Genomic DNA, 15882 nt, shown 5'->3' with positions numbered 1-15882 from the left:
CGACGCGCTCCCCTCGCTTGCCTTACGGCACGAGGGGTTTTTTGTTTGCCGAACCTTCTGCCGAACCGTCGAATCCGAAGCCTTCGAGAAGAGAATGTCGATGACAGAGCAGGCCACCGGGGCCCACCATCCGCAGCCGCGGCCCCGCAGCGGCGCGGCGCACCAGCAGCAGCCCGCCACCGTCGAGCACGTCACGGGTGCGCAGTCCCTCATCCGCTCGCTCGAGGAGGTGGGTGCCGACATCGTCTTCGGCATCCCCGGCGGCGCGATCCTCCCCGCCTACGACCCGATGATGGACTCCTCGAAGGTCCGCCACGTCCTCGTCCGCCACGAGCAGGGCGCCGGCCACGCGGCCACCGGCTACGCCCAGGCGACCGGCCGGGTCGGCGTCTGCATGGCCACCTCCGGCCCGGGCGCCACCAACCTCGTCACCCCGATCGCCGACGCCCACATGGACTCCGTCCCGCTGGTCGCGATCACCGGGCAGGTCTCCTCGAAGTCGATCGGTACGGACGCCTTCCAGGAGGCGGACATCTGCGGCATCACCATGCCGATCACCAAGCACAACTGGCTGGTCACCGACCCCGCCGAGATCCCGCGGACGATCGCCGAGGCCTTCCACGTCGCCTCCACCGGCCGCCCCGGCCCGGTGCTGGTCGACATCGCCAAGGACGCCCTGCAGGCCCGGACGACGTTCGTCTGGCCGCCGCACACCGACCTGCCCGGCTACCGGCCCGTCACCAAGCCGCACGCCAAGCAGATCCGCGAGGCCGCCAAGCTGATCGCCCAGGCCGAGCGCCCGGTGCTCTACGTCGGCGGCGGCGTGATGAAGGCCAAGGCCACCGCCGAGCTGAAGGTCTTCGCCGAGCTGACCGGCGCCCCGGTCACCGCCACCCTGATGGCGCTGGGCTCGCTGCCCGACACCCACCCCCAGCACCTGGGCATGCCCGGCATGCACGGCTCGGTCGCCGCGGTCACCGCGCTGCAGAAGGCCGACCTGATCGTCGCCCTCGGCGCGCGCTTCGACGACCGCGTCACCGGCAAGCTGGATTCCTTCGCCCCCTACGCCAAGATCGTCCACGCGGACATCGACCCGGCGGAGATCGGCAAGAACCGCGTCGCCGACGTGCCGATCGTGGGCGACGCCCGCGAGGTCATCGCCGACCTGATCGTCGCCGTCCAGGCGGAGCAGGCCGAGGGCCGTGCGGGCGAGGCCGCCCGCGGCCGGTACGCCGACTGGTGGACCGACCTCGACCGCTGGCGCCAGACCTACCCGCTCGGCTACGACCAGCCCGAGGACGGCAGCCTCTCCCCGCAGCAGGTCATCCAGCGCATCGGGCAGCTCGCCCCCGCGAACACCATCTACACCGCGGGCGTCGGCCAGCACCAGATGTGGGCCGCCCACTTCATCGACTACGAGCAGCCGCGCACCTGGCTCAACTCCGGCGGCGCCGGGACGATGGGCTACGCGGTGCCCGCCGCGATGGGCGCCAAGGCCGGCATGCCGGACCGTACGGTCTGGGCCATCGACGGCGACGGCTGCTTCCAGATGACCAATCAGGAACTGGTCACCTGCGCGCTGAACAACATCCCCGTCAAGGTCGCCATCATCAACAACGGCGCCCTGGGCATGGTCCGCCAGTGGCAGACCCTCTTCTACAACCAGCGCTACTCCAACACCGTGCTGCACACCGGTGACGGCGTCTCCAACGGGGGCACCGCCACCGGCCCCGGCCAGGAGCCCTGCGCCGGGACCCGGGTGCCCGACTTCGTCAAGCTCGCCGAGGCCATGGGCTGCGTGGGGCTGCGCTGCGAGTCCCCCGCCGAGCTCGACTCCGTGATCGAGCAGGCCAACGCCATCAACGACCGCCCGGTCGTGGTCGACTTCATCGTCCACCAGGACGCCATGGTCTGGCCGATGGTCGCCGCCGGCACCTCCAACGACGAGATCCTGGCGGCGCGCGGCGTCCGGCCGGACTTCGACGGCATCGACGACGACTGACCCGCCGCGACGAGAAAGCCGAGAGACCGATCATGACCAAGCACACGCTCTCCGTCCTGGTGGAGAACACCCCCGGCATCCTCGCCAGGGTCGCAGCGCTGTTCTCCCGCCGGGGCTTCAACATCGACTCGCTGGCCGTCGGGGTGACCGAGCACCCCGACATCTCCCGGATCACGATCGTCGTCAACGTCGAGTCGCTGCCCCTGGAACAGGTCACCAAGCAGCTCAACAAGCTCGTCAACGTGCTGAAGATCGTCGAGCTGGAGGACAGCGCGGCCATCCAGCGCGAACTCGTCCTGGTGAAGGTCCGCGCCGACAACGAGACCCGCTCCCAGATCGTCGAGATCGTCCAGCTCTTCCGCGCCAAGACCGTCGACGTCTCCCCGGAGGCCGTCACCATCGAGGCCACCGGCGGCAGCGACAAGCTCGGCGCGATGCTCAAGATGCTGGAGCCGTTCGGCATCAAGGAGCTGGTCCAGTCCGGCACGATCGCCATAGGACGAGGCGCCCGCTCGATCACCGACCGCTCGCTGCGCGCGCTGGACCGCTCGGCCTGACCGGCCGTCCGCCGCACCCCGATCCCCGAACACCTTCCCCTGCCCACCCGTCATACGGTGGGGCGTACCACCGGACACACCGGAAACAAGGAGATATTCCACGTGGCTGCCGAGCTCTTCTACGACAACGACGCCGACCTGTCCATCATCCAGGGCCGCAAGGTCGCGGTCCTCGGTTACGGCAGCCAGGGCCACGCCCACGCGCTGTCGCTGCGCGACTCGGGCGTCGACGTCCGCGTGGGCCTGCACGAGGGCTCCAAGTCGAAGCAGAAGGCCGAGGAGCAGGGCCTGCGCGTGGTCACCCCCGCCGAGGCCGCGGCCGAGGCCGACGTCATCATGATCCTGGTCCCGGACCCCATCCAGGCCAAGGTCTACGAGGAGTCCGTCAAGGACAACCTCAAGGACGGCGACGCCCTGTTCTTCGGCCACGGCTTCAACATCCGCTTCGGCTTCATCAAGCCCCCGGCCGGCGTGGACGTCTGCATGGTCGCCCCCAAGGGCCCGGGCCACCTGGTGCGCCGCCAGTACGAGGAGGGCCGCGGCGTCCCGTGCATCGTGGCCGTCGAGCAGGACGCCTCCGGCTCCGGCTTCGCGCTGGCGCTCTCGTACGCCAAGGCGATCGGCGGCACCCGCGCCGGCGTCATCAAGACCACCTTCACCGAGGAGACCGAGACCGACCTCTTCGGCGAGCAGGCCGTGCTGTGCGGCGGCGCGTCCGCGCTGGTCAAGGCGGGCTTCGAGACCCTGGTCGAGGCGGGCTACCAGCCGGAGATCGCGTACTTCGAGTGCCTCCACGAGCTGAAGCTGATCGTGGACCTGATGTACGAGGGCGGCCTGGAGAAGATGCGCTGGTCGGTCTCCGAGACCGCCGAGTGGGGCGACTACGTCACCGGCCCCCGCATCGTCAACGACGCCACCAAGGCCGAGATGAAGAAGGTCCTGGGCGAGATCCAGGACGGCACCTTCGCCAACAACTGGATGAAGGAGTACCAGGCCGGCCTGCCCCAGTACAACGAGTACAAGAAGGCCGACGAGGACCACCTCCTGGAGACCACCGGCAAGAAGCTGCGCAAGCTGATGAGCTGGGTGGACGACAAGGAGTAACCGGCACCGCGGGCGTCGGCACCGGGCAGGGGGCGGCGGCCCCGGCCCGGTGCCGTTCCGCTTTGTCCGCCGGGGTCCGCCGAGTCCGGCCACCCCAGGGTGACGTTTGGGCATCGGCACGGGCCGCGGCCGCGTGCACCGATACACTGCGGAGCACAACGCGTCAGGCTCACAGCGTCGTGCGTCTTCCACGCGGCTGCCCCCTTCACCGCCTTCGGCCGTCGGGACGGCCGTCCGCGAAGGACTAGTGAGGACTGAGACCACGTGAGCACTGCTTCGTCTCGCAAACCCGTCGTACTCATCGCCGAAGAGCTCTCGCCCGCCACCGTCGACGCCCTGGGCCCGGACTTCGACATCCGGCACTGCAACGGCGCCGACCGGGCCGAGCTGCTGCCCGCCGTCGCCGACGCCGACGCGATCCTGGTCCGCTCGGCCACCCGGATCGACGCCGAGGCCATCGCCGCCGCCAAGCGGCTGCGGGTCGTCGCCCGCGCGGGCGTGGGCCTGGACAACGTCGACGTCTCCGCCGCCACCAAGGCCGGCGTCATGGTCGTCAACGCCCCCACCTCCAACATCGTCACCGCCGCCGAGCTCGCCTGCGGCCTGCTGATCGCCACCGCCCGCAACATCCCGCAGGCCAACTCCGCCCTGAAGAACGGCGAGTGGAAGCGGTCGAAGTACACGGGCGTCGAGCTGTCCGAGAAGACGCTCGGCGTGGTGGGCCTGGGCCGGATCGGCGTGCTGGTCGCCCAGCGCATGGCGGCGTTCGGCATGAAGGTCGTCGCCTACGACCCCTACGTGCAGCCCGCCCGGGCCGCGCAGATGGGCGTCAAGCTGGTCACGCTCGACGAGCTGCTCGAGGCCGCGGACTTCATCACCGTCCACCTGCCCAAGACCCCCGAGACGCTCGGCCTGATCGGCGACGAGGCGCTGCGCAAGGTCAAGCCCTCGGTGCGCATCGTCAACGCCGCCCGCGGCGGCATCGTGGACGAGGCGGCCCTGGCCAGCGCGCTGAAGGAGGGCCGCGTCGCGGGCGCCGGCCTGGACGTCTACGCCTCCGAGCCGTGCACGGACTCCCCGCTGTTCGAGTTCGACAACGTGGTCGCCACCCCGCACCTGGGCGCCTCCACGGGCGAGGCCCAGGAGAAGGCGGGCATCGCGGTCGCCAAGTCCGTACGGCTGGCGCTGGCGGGCGAGCTGGTGCCGGACGCGGTCAACGTCCAGGGCGGCGTGATCGCCGAGGACGTCAAGCCCGCGCTGCCGCTGGCGGAGAAGCTCGGCCGGATCTTCACCGCGCTCGCGGGCGAGGTCGCGGTCCGGCTCGACGTCGAGGTCTACGGCGAGCTCACCCAGCACGACGTGAAGGTGCTCGAACTCTCCGCGCTCAAGGGCGTGTTCGAGGACGTGGTCGACGAGACCGTGTCGTACGTGAACGCCCCGCTGTTCGCGCAGGAGCGCGGCGTCGAGGTCCGCCTCACCACGGGCTCGGAGTCCCCCGACCACCGCAACGTCGTGATCGTGCGCGGCACGCTCTCCGGCGGCGCCGAGGTCTCCGTCTCCGGCACCCTGGCCGGCCCCAAGAACCTGCAGAAGATCGTCGCGGTCGGCGACCACGACGTGGACCTGGCGCTCGCCGACCACATGGCCTTCTTCCGCTACGCCGACCGCCCCGGCGTCGTCGGCACGCTGGGCCGCATCCTCGGCGAGGCCGGCATCAACATCGCGGGCATGCAGGTCTCCCGCACCCTCGAGGGCGGCGAGGCGCTGGTGGCCCTGACCGTCGACGAGTCCGTCCCGGCGCCGGTGCTCACCGAGATCGCCGAGGAGATCGGCGCGGCCTCGGCCCGTGCGGTGAACCTCACGGACTGACGGCCGCCGCGATCGTCGCGAAGTCCGCCGGCCCTCAGTTCTTGCCGGCGGACTCGGGCTTCACCCGGTCGAAGGAGACGACGTCGTCGCCCCGGGGGATCGTGATCCTCGGGTCGACGCCGTAGTCCGAGTACTCCTCGACCGTGCGGATCTCGCCCTGGGAGGTGCGGGCGACCTCCTGGGCCTTGACGACGAGGTCGTCCTCGCCGATCCACAGGTCGATCTCGGCCTTCACATGGTGGGCGATCTTGCGCTCGCTCGCGAAGTGGTCGCGCACGGCCCCGTTCATGACGTCGCCCTTGTACTCCTCCATCTCCAGGGGCACGACCGTGCCCTTGAAGTGGGTGGTGGGTCGCCCGTTCACGGTCTCCTCGCCGGCCTTCTCGAGGTTCTTGGCCGTCGCGAGGGATCCGATCATGTTCGGCAGATAGCCCTCGGACCGCTTCTTGATCTCCGGGTCGACGGGGCGCCGCGGGACGGGTCCCAGGTCGTTGTCCATCTTCACCCACTTGCCGCCCTGGGCGCCGGGCTTCTTGATGTAGTCGGCGTCCGGGGTGCGTAAGGTCCGGCTCGCCTCGGCGGACCCGGGTCTCCAGTGCTTCTTCTCGTCGAGCTCGGGCTTCCGCTGGAAGGCGAGCTCCTCGCGGGAGCTGGGCTCCTTCCCGTCGCCCTTCGTCCAGCGCTTCGTGCGGTACGAGTTCTGCTGCGTGGTCTTCAGCGCCGCGGCCTTCAGCGCGGCGTGCGGGGTGGGCGTGCCGCCCTCGCCCGTACCGCCGCAGGCCGTGAGCCCGCATACGAGAGCGGCCCCCGCGGCCGCGGTGACACAACTGCGGATCGCCTTCATGGCTCTTCCGCCCTTCGCCGTAGGTGATGGGTCGTCACCGAACGTACCGGGTCGCTCATCCTGTTTTATGACCGGGGCCATGCGTCCCGCCCGGCCGTACTCTTCCGTCATGGGCGCACGCGGACAGCCAACGGATCCGCCCTACCGCCGGATCGCCGCCGAGCTCCGTGAGCGCATCGCCTCCGGAGAGGTGCGGGCGGGGGAGAAGGTGCCGTCCACGCGGCGGATCGCCCAGGAGTGGGGCGTGGCGACGGCCACCGCCGCCAAGGTGCTCGCGGTCCTGCGGCAGGAGGGGCTGGTGCGGGCGGTGCCCGGGGTCGGTACGGTCGTCCGCGCGCCCGGCGCGGTCCTCCGCCCGGAGCCGGCCGCCCGCACGGCGCGCCGGCGCGCCCGGCAGCGTACGGGAGAGCCCGCTCTCTCGCGGGAGCGCGTGGTGCGCACGGCCGTCGCCATCGCCGACGCGTACGGCTCGGCCGCGCTGTCCATGCGCGCCCTCGCCGCCGAACTCGGCGTCTCCACCGTGGCGCTGTACCGGCATGTACCCGGCAAGGACGAGCTGGTCGTGCTGATGGCCGACGCCGTCCTCGGCGAGGCCGAGCTCCCGGCGCGCGCTCCGGCGGACTGGCGCGGACGGCTGGAGGCGGCCGCGGGGTCGCAGTGGGCGCTCTACTGCCGCCACCCCTGGCTCGCCAAGGTGATGTCGCCGGTCCGGCCGCTGCCGTCGGCGCGGGCCGACGCCCTTGCGCGGTGGGCGATGGAGCCGCTGCGGGAACTGGGCCTCGGGTCGGGTGAATTGACGTACATCGCGGTCACCTGGTCCTCCTTCGTGCGCGGTCTCGCCGTGAACCTGGAGGACGCGGCGGAGGGCGGCCGCGTCCTCGACCACGCCGGCGGCGGGCCGGGCCTCGACGCGATGTTCGCGTTCGGGCTGGCCCGGCTGCTCGACGGCCTGGAGCCGGTCGTGGCCCGGGCGGGAGCGGGGGCGCGCCCCCGCCCGGAGGGGCGCGGGCGCGAATCGCGGTGACGCGGGGTCAGTGCCGGACGGGACGGGGACCGCCGGGTCCGTCTACCACTCGCTCTTCATCGGCCTTGTGGGCGCAGTGGCTCGTCGACCCGTCGGCCGTGCCGAGCGGGAAGGAAATCGTCGAGGGCATGCTCCGGATCCTCGCGGGTACGGTGCTGACGGCGCCCGGCCGGGAGGGCGGCGCCTAATTCGGTTGTGCGGCGGCGACTTGAGGGGGCGTACTGGACGTAAGCGGGATGAATTCGCTGTACTGGTTGCCCAAGGACACCAGTCCGTCCGGGAGGTTCACATGGCCGTGACCGACACCCCCTCCACCACCCCCTCCGCCCCCGCATTCCCCCAGGACCGCACCTGTCCGTACCGCCCGCCCGCCCAGTACCCCGAACTGGCCGCACGCGGGCCGGTGGGGCGGATGACCCTCTACGACGGCCGGGAGGTCTGGGCCGTCACCGGGCACGCCGAGGCCCGCGCCCTGCTGGCGGACCCCCGCCTCTCCTCCGACCGGAAGAATCCTTCCTTCCCCGTCTTCGTGCCGCGCGTCGCGGAGCAGGCCAGCCTCGAGTTCCCGCTCGTGGGCGTCGACGACCCCGAGCACGCCCGGCAGCGCCGCATGCTCATCCCGGCATTCGGCCTCAAGCGCATCAGCGCCATGCGCCCGGCGATCCAGGCCGTCGTGGACGGCCTCATCGACGCCATGCTCGAACAGGGGCCCGGCGCCGACCTCGTCCCCGCCTTCGCCCTCCCCGTGCCGTCCATGGTCATCTGCCGGCTGCTGGGAGTCCCCTACGCCGACCACGACTTCTTCGAAGGCCGCTCCCGCGCGCTGCTCACCGCCCAGAGCGCCGACGAGGCCCGGCCGCCGAGGGAAGACCTGGTCGACTACCTCCACCGGCTCGTCGACGCCAAGGAGCGCGGCACGGCCGCCGCCGACGACGGACTGCTCGACGAGCTCGTCGCCGAACGACTCGCCGAAGGCCGGCTCGACCGCGACGAACTCGTGATGATGGCCTTCATACTGCTTGTCGCCGGCCACGAGACCACCGCCAACATGATCTCCCTCGGTACGTACACCCTTCTCGAACACCCCGACCAGCTCGCCGCGTTGCGCGCCGACCCCGCTCTGATGACGGGCGCCGTCGAGGAACTGCTGCGCTTCCTGTCCATCGCCGACGGGCTGGTGCGCGTCGCCCTCGAGGACATCGAGCTCGCCTGCCACACCATCCGCGCGGGCGACGGCGTCGTCCTGGCCGTCTCCGTCGTCAACCGCGACCCCGCCGTCTACGACCACCCCGACGCCCTCGACGTCCGGCGCGTCGCCCGCCACCACGTGGCCTTCGGCTACGGGGTCCACCAGTGTCTGGGCCAGAACCTGGCCCGGGCGGAAATGGAGATCGCCCTCACCACCCTCCTCACCCGCATCCCGACGCTGCGCCCGGCCCTGGAACCCGACGAGTTGGTCGTGGGCCCGGGCGGCGTCATCAAACCCGGCACCACCCTGCAAGGTCTCTACGCCCTCCCGGTCACCTGGTGACCGAAGAACGGAGCACGATCATGCGCGTCACCATCGATTCCGACTCCTGCATCGGATCCGGCATGTGCGCCCTCACCGCACCCAAGGTCTTCACCCAGGACGACGACGGCTACGGCAGCGTCCTTCCCGGCAAGGAGGACGGCGCGGGCGATCCGCTGGTGAAGGAGGCGGCGCGCGGCTGTCCCGTCCAGGCGATCACGCTCGCCGAGGGCTGACGGAGGGGTCCTACGGGCGGAGGCGCAGGCGCGCCGCCTTGAGCGTCATGTGGAGCAGCAGACGGTCCTCGCCGTCGTCCAGGTCGAGGCCGGTGAGCTGCTCCACCCGGCCCAGCCGGTAGTAGAGCGTCTGCCGGTGGATGCCGAGCGCCGCCGCCGTGCGGCCCGCCTGGCCCGCGCAGTCGAGGTACACCTCCGCCGTCCGGGCCAGCTCGGTGTGGGCCGGCTCCAGCAGCGGCAGCACGGCCCGGTCGGCCGCGCGCTCCTCCGGCAGGCCGGTCAGCACCCGGTACGGGCCGATCGCCGTCCACTCGGCCACCGGCCCCAGCTTCCGGTCCGCCACCGCCGCCCGCGCGGCGGCCAGGCCCTCCGCCCAGGCGTCCGGCAGCTCGGCCAGCCCCCGCCGGGGCGTGCCGATCCCGGCCGCGGCCGTCGCCGCCCCGCCGTCGCCCCGCCCCGCGCGGGGCGAGCGCAGCAGCCGGTCGGCGGCCGCCTGGGCCGGGGCGGGCGAGGTGGTGGCCCGCAGCCGGATGAGGGCGGCCAGGGCCGCCGACCCGTCGGGGAGCACGCCCGGCACCGCGCACATCGCCGCGACCCCGGACTGGGCGGCCAGCGCCGAGCCCGTACCGTCCGGGCCCGCCTGGTCGTCCCCGTCGCCGTCCGCGGCCGTGCGCCACGGTGCGACGGCGACCACGGCCAGCGGCCCGTCCGCCGCGTTCCCCAGCGCCTCCCGCAGCGCGCCGCGCGCCGCCTCCCGGCCGGCCGGCCGGGCCGTCAGCAGGTCCCGCAGCAGCTCGCCCAGCTCCGCCCCGGCCCGGGCCTCGGCCGCCAGCAGGGCGCCGATGCGCGCGGCGGTCTCCATGGCCTGGGCGAGCCGGGGGTCGGCGAACGGCGTCTTCAGGTCCAGCCCCGCCAGGTGCCCGTCGTCCAGCAGCCACACATAGCCGTGCACCACGCCCCGGTGCCGCACGGGCAGGCAGATGCGGCCCTTGAAGACGCCGGCCGCCGGGTCCGGCGGGATCCGCAGCGGCGCCTGCGCCCGCGCGATGCCGAAGGCCTCGAACCACGCCCGTACCGCCGCCGTCGACCGGCGCTGCAGGATCGAGCGCGTCCGGACGGGGTCCATCATCATCTCGAGGTCGTCGTCACCCCCGTGGGCGCCGAACGCGATCAGCCCGAAGTCCCGGTCCTCCAGGGTTGCGGGAGCGCCGAGGGCCGCCGAGATCTCGTCCACCAGCTGCTGGTACTCGCCACGCATGCCGCTCCGCACTCCCTTCGTATTCACCGCTCTTCATTGTCATACATTTGTCTGAGATCCCGGCCACCGATGCGTGACAGCTGTCGATGGCCCGCGAGGTGGCGTGAACTCTACGTTTCACGTTGAGTTACTTATGCCGTCTCCCCAGGTGGGAGCGGCCGTCACCGTGGAGGTGCCCGTGCTGGGTCCCGTGATTCTCGCCGCGTCGCGCAGCGACAAAATGCGCCGCTTCGTGTCGGCCGCACCGGGCACCAAGCAGGTCGTCGACCGCTTCATCGCCGGTGAGACGGTCGACCAGGTCATTCCGATCGTGGAGGACTCGGCCGCCAAGGGCCTCGAGGTCACCCTGGACGTCGTGGGCGAGGACATCACCACGGTCGAGCAGTCCTACGCCGCCCGCGACGCCTACCTCGAGCTGATCGGGCGCCTGAAGGAGCTGGGTCTGGGCGAGCGGGCCGAGATGTCGGTCAAGCTCTCCATGTTCGGCCAGGCCCTGGAGGGCGGCCACGAGCTGGCGCTCGCCAACGTCCGTCCCGTCGTCGAGGCCGCCGCCGCCATCGGCACCACGGTCACCCTGGACGCCGAGGACCACACCACCCTCGACTCGATGTTCGCCATCCACGAGGAGCTGCGGAAGGACTTCCCGCAGACCGGCTGCGTCATCCAGGCCTACCTCTTCCGCACCGAGGAGGACGCCCGCCGCCTCGCCGCCGCCGGTAGCCGGGTGCGTATCGTGAAGGGTGCGTACAAGGAGCCCGCCTCCGTCGCGTACCAGGACAAGGCCGAGATCGACAAGGCGTTCGTCCGGATCGTCAAGATCCTCATGGGCGGCCTGGGCTATCCGATGATCGGATCGCATGACCCGCGTCTGATCGCGATCACCCAGGACCTTGCCCGGCAGGCAGGGCGCAAACTGGACGAGTACGAGTTCCAGATGCTGTACGGCATCCGCAGCGACGAGCACGTCCGGCTGGCGGCCGAGGGCCACCGGATGCGCGTCTACACGGCGTACGGCACCGACTGGTACGGCTACTTCATGCGCCGCCTGGCCGAGAAGCCCGCGAACCTGCTGTTCTTCGCCCGCTCCATCCTCACCAAGGGCTGAGCCCCCCTCCCGACCACCCTCGAAAGCCCCGAAGGAGACACGGAACCCATGGACGCCGTGACCCAGGTCCCCGCGCCGGTCAACGAGCCGGTGCACAGCTACGCCCCCGGCTCCCCCGAGCGCGCCCGTCTCGAGGCCAAGCTCAAGGAGCTGGCGGCCAACCCGATCGACCTGCCGATGACCATCAACGGCGAGAAGCGGATGGGCGGGGGCGAGCCGTTCAAGGTCGTCCAGCCGCACAACCACGCCGCCGTCCTCGGCACCTTCAACAACGCCACGCAGGCTGACGCCCAGGACGCGATCGACGCCGCGCTCGCCGCCGCCCCGGCCTGGCGCGCGATGTCCTTCGACGACCGCGCCGCGATCATCCTGCGCGCCGCCGAGCTGCTGGCCGGCCCCTGGCGAGAGACGCTGGCCGCCTCCACCATGCTGGGCCAGTCCAAGACCGCCCAGCAGGCCGAGATCGACACGCCCTGCGAGCTCGTCGACTTCTGGCGCTTCAACGTGCACTTCGCGCGCCAGATCCTGGCCGAGCAGCCGGTCGCCAACTCCGCCGGCGTGTGGAACCGCAGCGACCACCGCCCGCTCGAGGGCTTCGTCTACGCGATCACGCCCTTCAACTTCACCGCCATCGCCGGCAACCTGCCGACCGCCCCCGCCCTCATGGGCAACGTGGTCGTCTGGAAGCCGTCCCCCACCCAGACCCACTCCGCCGTGCTGCTCATGCAGCTGCTGGAGGAGGCGGGCCTGCCCAAGGGCGTCATCAACCTGGTGACCGGTGACGGCATCGCCGTCTCCGAGGTGGCCCTGAACCACCCCGAGCTGGCCGGCATCCACTTCACCGGCTCGACCAAGACCTTCCAGTACCTGTGGAAGACGGTCGGCAACAACATCGAGACGTACAAGTCCTACCCGCGCCTGGTCGGCGAGACCGGCGGCAAGGACTTCGTCGTGGCCCACCCGAGCGCCGACCGCGCCATCCTGAAGACCGCGCTGACCCGCGGCTCCTTCGAGTTCCAGGGCCAGAAGTGCTCGGCCTCCTCCCGCGCCTACGTCCCGCGCTCGATCTGGGAGAACGGCTTCAAGGAGGAGTTCGCGGCCGAGGTCGACGGCATCACCATGGGTGACGTCACCGACCTGTCGAACTTCATCGGCGCCGTCATCGACGACCGCTCGTTCGCCAAGAACAAGGCGGCCATCGACCGCGCCAAGGCCGACCCGACCTGCACGATCGTCGCGGGCGGCAGCTACGACGACTCGGTCGGCTACTTCGTCCGCCCGACCGTCATCGAGTGCACCGACCCGGAGAACGAGGTCTTCACGACCGAGTACTTCGGCCCGATCCTGGCCGTCCACGTCTACGAGGACGCCGACTTCGACGCGATGCTGGCCCAGATGGAGTCCGTCTCGGCCTACGCGCTGACCGGCTCGATCATCGCCGGCGACCGTTACGCGGCCGCCGACGCGATGGAGAAGCTCCGCTTCGCCGCGGGCAACTTCTACATCAACGACAAGTCGACCGGCGCCGTCGTCGGCCAGCAGCCCTTCGGCGGCGGCCGCGCCTCCGGCACCAACGACAAGGCCGGTGCCGCGAGCAACCTGCAGCGCTGGGTGTCCACCCGGTCGATCAAGGAGACCCTGGTCCCGCCGACCGACTACACCTACCCCCACATGGGCTGATCAGCTCTCAGGTGAACCCCCGCCCCCGACCGGCCCCCCAGCCGGCCGGGGGCGGCGTCGTTCCTAGAGGCCGCCGCAGTACGGCGGGATGATGTTGGCGTGGGCGACGTAGCCGCGGGCGCCCTTGGACAGGCCGCCGCGGCTCTTGGCCTTGAGCTGGACGTAGTCCCACTTGCCGGACTTGCTCAGGATCCGGATCGGGTCGCCGAAGTAGAGCTGGCCCTTGACCGCGCCGGACGCGCTCGGCTTGGTGCGCAGGCGGGTGCCGTCGGTGTAGATGGCCGCGTTGTCGGCGTTGCAGGGCTTGGCGGCGGCCGCGACGCGCTGGGGCGCGGCGGCCGGGGCGGCGGCCTGGGCCGGGGCGGCCAGCGCGGCGGTGCCGCCGATGAGGGCGGCCGTGGTCAGGGCGAGGGATATACGGCGCACGGATGTGCCTCCGGGTGTGGATTTCTTCGGTTCGCGGCGTGATCACCGCGGTGCTTCCTTGATCACCCTAGGCGGAGCCCGGAGACGGACCGATGGCAGGTTTGTCACGTCCCTGTCACGGCCGGATTCACCCGGTCGTCTCAGATAGTAGGAAGTCCGAGTAATCCTGCAGACATTCACGGCTCCCCTGTCCTAGCGTGGACGTCAGCCGAACATCCCGCTCCATCGAGCGACGCGGTCGCGGCCCGTGCGACGAGCGCAGGTGACCCCTGCGGCACACCGGCCCCCGCCCCTTCCTCCGGCTGTTCGCCCCACCCTCCCGGGACGTCACAGGACTTCACCGCACCCCCGTGCGCCGTGCGCACTTCACCACGAGGAGACGTGACCGCCATGGCCGACACCGCCGTCCGCAGGATCCGCCGCGCCGCCCGTACGTCCGCCGGCGCCGAACGCAAGGCCGACCGGGTGAACGCCGCCGCTGCGCTCCAGCGCGCCCTCGACCGTCGCGACAACGGCGGCGTGACCGGTCACTGAGCAGCGCCTCCCACGGGTCCGCGCGCCGGTGCGGCATCCATGCGCCGGTCGTCGGTGCGTCGGTCGTCCGTATTCCGGTCGTCCGTGCGGCGTCCCGGCCCGAAGATCGTGAAGTGGTCGATGCGCGCCCCGCTCTCCGCCAGCGCCGTCACCTTCAGCCGGGGGCGGCGCCCCGGCTCGGCCTCGACGGCCAGGAACGAATAGCCGGTGTAGCGCACCCGCGACCACTCCACCCGCTCCGGGCTCTTGACGCGCCCCTTGGCCCAGAAGTAGCTCGAGACGCTCTCGGCACTCCTGACGTGCCCCTCGTAGCTGTCGGCCGCGGGGAAGTCGTACAGCGACTTCCCCGCGCCGCCCGCGGTGACGTACACGATGCCGTCGCGGGCGGAGTCCACGCTCTCGCCGACGGGAACCTCCTTGCCCACGCGCGTGCCCCTCATCGCGTCGGTGCGCTCGTAGACGTGGTTGTGGCCGTTGATGACGAGGTCCACCCGGTGCTTCTCGAACAGCGGCAGCCAGGCGGCGCGCACCCCGCCGTCCGAGGCGTGGCCGCGCGTGGTGGAGAAGGCGCAGTGGTGGAAGAAGACCACCACGAAGTCGATGTCCGGCAGCTCGCGCAGCTCCCGCAGCCGGCGGTCGAGCCAGGCGGTCTGCCGGCCGCGGCTGTAGCCGGCGTTGGCGGCGATCTCGTACGAGACGTCGTTGGCGTCCAGCGCGACGACGGCGACGTTGCCGTAGGCGAAGGAGTAGACGCCCGGCGCGTGCCGCGGGTCGAAGCCGTTGTCCGGCAGCGCCCAGCGGGCGCTCTGCCCGCCGTAGCCGTTGGGGGAGTACCACGCCTCCATGTCGTGGTTGCCGGTGGTCACCATCCAGGGCACCCGGGCCGCCACCGACTCGGTCTGGGCCAGGAACTGGTCCCACACCCGCGCGTCGTAGACGTCCGTGGGCTTGCCCGCGCCGCTGTCGTCGGCGTAGCAGATGTCGCCGGCGTGGAGGTGGAAGGCCGGGTTCTGACCCAGGATCAGCTGATCGTTGGCCAGGGCGTGGTAGCTCACGCCCTGGTCGCCGAAGGCGGTGAACACGAACGGCTCGGGGTGCGCCGGGGCGGTGGTGAAGGTGCCGACGGTGGTGATGTGGCGGGGGTCGGCGGGGTCGTGGCCGTCGTGGCCGACGCCGTAGTAGTAGGTCTGCCCGGGCCGGAGGTTGTCCAGGGCCACGTGCAGATAGACCTGGTCGACGGGCGGCAGCTTCTTCGTCAGGGCGGGGGTGTGCAGGTCGCGCACCTCGGCGGGGATCCGCTCGCCGAGCTCCCAGGGCCGCAAACCCACCCGCACGTGCGGGCGCCGGACCGCGAACGGCACCTGCCAGGAGATCCGCATCTGCGTCCGCGGGTCGGCGCCGAAGGCCAGGTGGCGGCCGAAGGGCGCGACGAGCGAGCCGTCGACCCTCGCCGTGGCGGGGGCGGTGACCAGGGTGGGGGACGGCGTCCGGGCGTACGCTGCCGTACCGGCGCCCAGCAGGCCGGTGCCCGTGACGGCGCCCGCCGTGACGGCGCCGGCGCGCAGCATTCCGCGCCGGGTGAGCCTGGTGCGCAGATACTCGTGCTGTTCGGCCATCGTCATCCGGCTCGCCAGCCGGTCGGGGATTCCTACCCGTGGTGTGTCCATGCCGGGAAGGTCCCAGGAAACCCCGGCGGGGACACATGCTTCGGCCGAACGTGGCCTGTCCGGATG

The 15882-nt window shown here is 71.5% G+C and carries 14 protein-coding genes; 10 read left to right on the top strand and 4 right to left on the bottom strand.

Annotated elements, in window-relative coordinates:
- Window positions 1–100 precede the first annotated feature (100 nt).
- The 4 genes from IE295_RS09605 to serA all read left to right on the top strand — a co-directional run bounded on the left by IE295_RS09605 (window position 101) and on the right by serA (window position 5532).
- Window positions 101–2002 carry an acetolactate synthase large subunit gene (locus IE295_RS09605; protein WP_190063130.1) on the top strand — a complete coding sequence of 634 codons (1902 nt, stop codon included), beginning with the start codon at window positions 101–103 and terminating at the stop codon, window positions 2000–2002.
- A gap of 32 nt (window positions 2003–2034) precedes the next feature.
- Window positions 2035–2559, top strand: coding sequence for an acetolactate synthase small subunit (ilvN, locus tag IE295_RS09600; RefSeq protein WP_189451234.1), 525 nt, complete (start codon window positions 2035–2037; stop codon window positions 2557–2559).
- A 102-nt stretch (window positions 2560–2661) separates the two neighbouring features.
- A complete protein-coding gene (gene ilvC, locus IE295_RS09595; RefSeq protein WP_190063129.1) occupies window positions 2662–3663 on the top strand; it encodes a ketol-acid reductoisomerase in 1002 nt (333 codons plus the stop codon).
- 264 nt (window positions 3664–3927) lie between these two features.
- Window positions 3928–5532: a phosphoglycerate dehydrogenase gene (gene serA, locus IE295_RS09590; RefSeq protein WP_190063128.1), complete on the top strand. Its 1605-nt coding sequence runs from the start codon at window positions 3928–3930 to the stop codon at window positions 5530–5532.
- A gap of 34 nt (window positions 5533–5566) precedes the next feature.
- Here the strand turns inward: serA and IE295_RS09585 are convergent, their stop codons facing one another.
- Window positions 5567–6376 carry an SCO4651 family lipoprotein gene (locus IE295_RS09585; RefSeq protein ID WP_190063127.1) on the bottom strand — a complete coding sequence of 270 codons (810 nt, stop codon included), beginning with the start codon at window positions 6374–6376 and terminating at the stop codon, window positions 5567–5569.
- Window positions 6377–6485: 109 nt separating this feature from the next.
- On the opposite strand from IE295_RS09585, the gene IE295_RS09580 reads away from it, so the two are divergent.
- The 3 genes from IE295_RS09580 (at window position 6486) to IE295_RS09570 (ending at window position 9146) form a co-directional block, all read left to right on the top strand.
- On the top strand, window positions 6486–7400 hold the full coding sequence (locus IE295_RS09580; protein WP_190063126.1) for a GntR family transcriptional regulator: 915 nt from the start codon (window positions 6486–6488) through the stop codon (window positions 7398–7400).
- A gap of 289 nt (window positions 7401–7689) precedes the next feature.
- Window positions 7690–8931, top strand: coding sequence for a cytochrome P450 (locus IE295_RS09575; protein WP_190063125.1), 1242 nt, complete (start codon window positions 7690–7692; stop codon window positions 8929–8931).
- A 20-nt stretch (window positions 8932–8951) separates the two neighbouring features.
- A complete protein-coding gene (locus tag IE295_RS09570) occupies window positions 8952–9146 on the top strand; it encodes a ferredoxin (protein WP_190063124.1) in 195 nt (64 codons plus the stop codon).
- Between the two features lie 10 nt (window positions 9147–9156).
- Here the strand turns inward: IE295_RS09570 and IE295_RS09565 are convergent, their stop codons facing one another.
- Window positions 9157–10404 (bottom strand): PucR family transcriptional regulator, encoded by a 1248-nt coding sequence (locus IE295_RS09565; protein WP_190063123.1) that lies wholly within the window; start codon window positions 10402–10404, stop codon window positions 9157–9159.
- 178 nt (window positions 10405–10582) lie between these two features.
- On the opposite strand from IE295_RS09565, the gene IE295_RS09560 reads away from it, so the two are divergent.
- Both IE295_RS09560 and pruA read left to right on the top strand, forming a co-directional pair.
- Window positions 10583–11509: a proline dehydrogenase family protein gene (locus IE295_RS09560; protein WP_190063453.1), complete on the top strand. Its 927-nt coding sequence runs from the start codon at window positions 10583–10585 to the stop codon at window positions 11507–11509.
- A gap of 48 nt (window positions 11510–11557) precedes the next feature.
- Window positions 11558–13189: an L-glutamate gamma-semialdehyde dehydrogenase gene (gene pruA, locus IE295_RS09555; protein WP_190063122.1), complete on the top strand. Its 1632-nt coding sequence runs from the start codon at window positions 11558–11560 to the stop codon at window positions 13187–13189.
- Between the two features lie 63 nt (window positions 13190–13252).
- Here pruA and IE295_RS09550 read toward each other — a convergent pair whose 3' ends face one another.
- Window positions 13253–13615, bottom strand: coding sequence for an SH3 domain-containing protein (locus IE295_RS09550; RefSeq protein ID WP_190063121.1), 363 nt, complete (start codon window positions 13613–13615; stop codon window positions 13253–13255).
- A 390-nt stretch (window positions 13616–14005) separates the two neighbouring features.
- Here IE295_RS09550 and IE295_RS09545 point away from each other — a divergent pair, with 390 nt between their 5' ends.
- Window positions 14006–14149, top strand: coding sequence for a hypothetical protein (locus IE295_RS09545; protein WP_190063120.1), 144 nt, complete (start codon window positions 14006–14008; stop codon window positions 14147–14149).
- Here the strand turns inward: IE295_RS09545 and IE295_RS09540 are convergent.
- Entirely contained in the window at window positions 14143–15816 is a 1674-nt protein-coding gene (locus IE295_RS09540; protein ID WP_190063119.1) for a purple acid phosphatase family protein, read from the bottom strand. The two genes, IE295_RS09545 and IE295_RS09540, sit on opposite strands and share 7 nt — an antisense overlap.
- Window positions 15817–15882: the final 66 nt, after the last annotated feature.

Source organism: Streptomyces griseocarneus, assembly GCF_014655595.1.
Classification (GTDB): domain Bacteria; phylum Actinomycetota; class Actinomycetes; order Streptomycetales; family Streptomycetaceae; genus Streptomyces; species Streptomyces griseocarneus.
The sequence above is the reverse complement of the archived record's forward strand: the minus strand, read 5'-3'. Positions and strand labels throughout refer to the sequence as shown.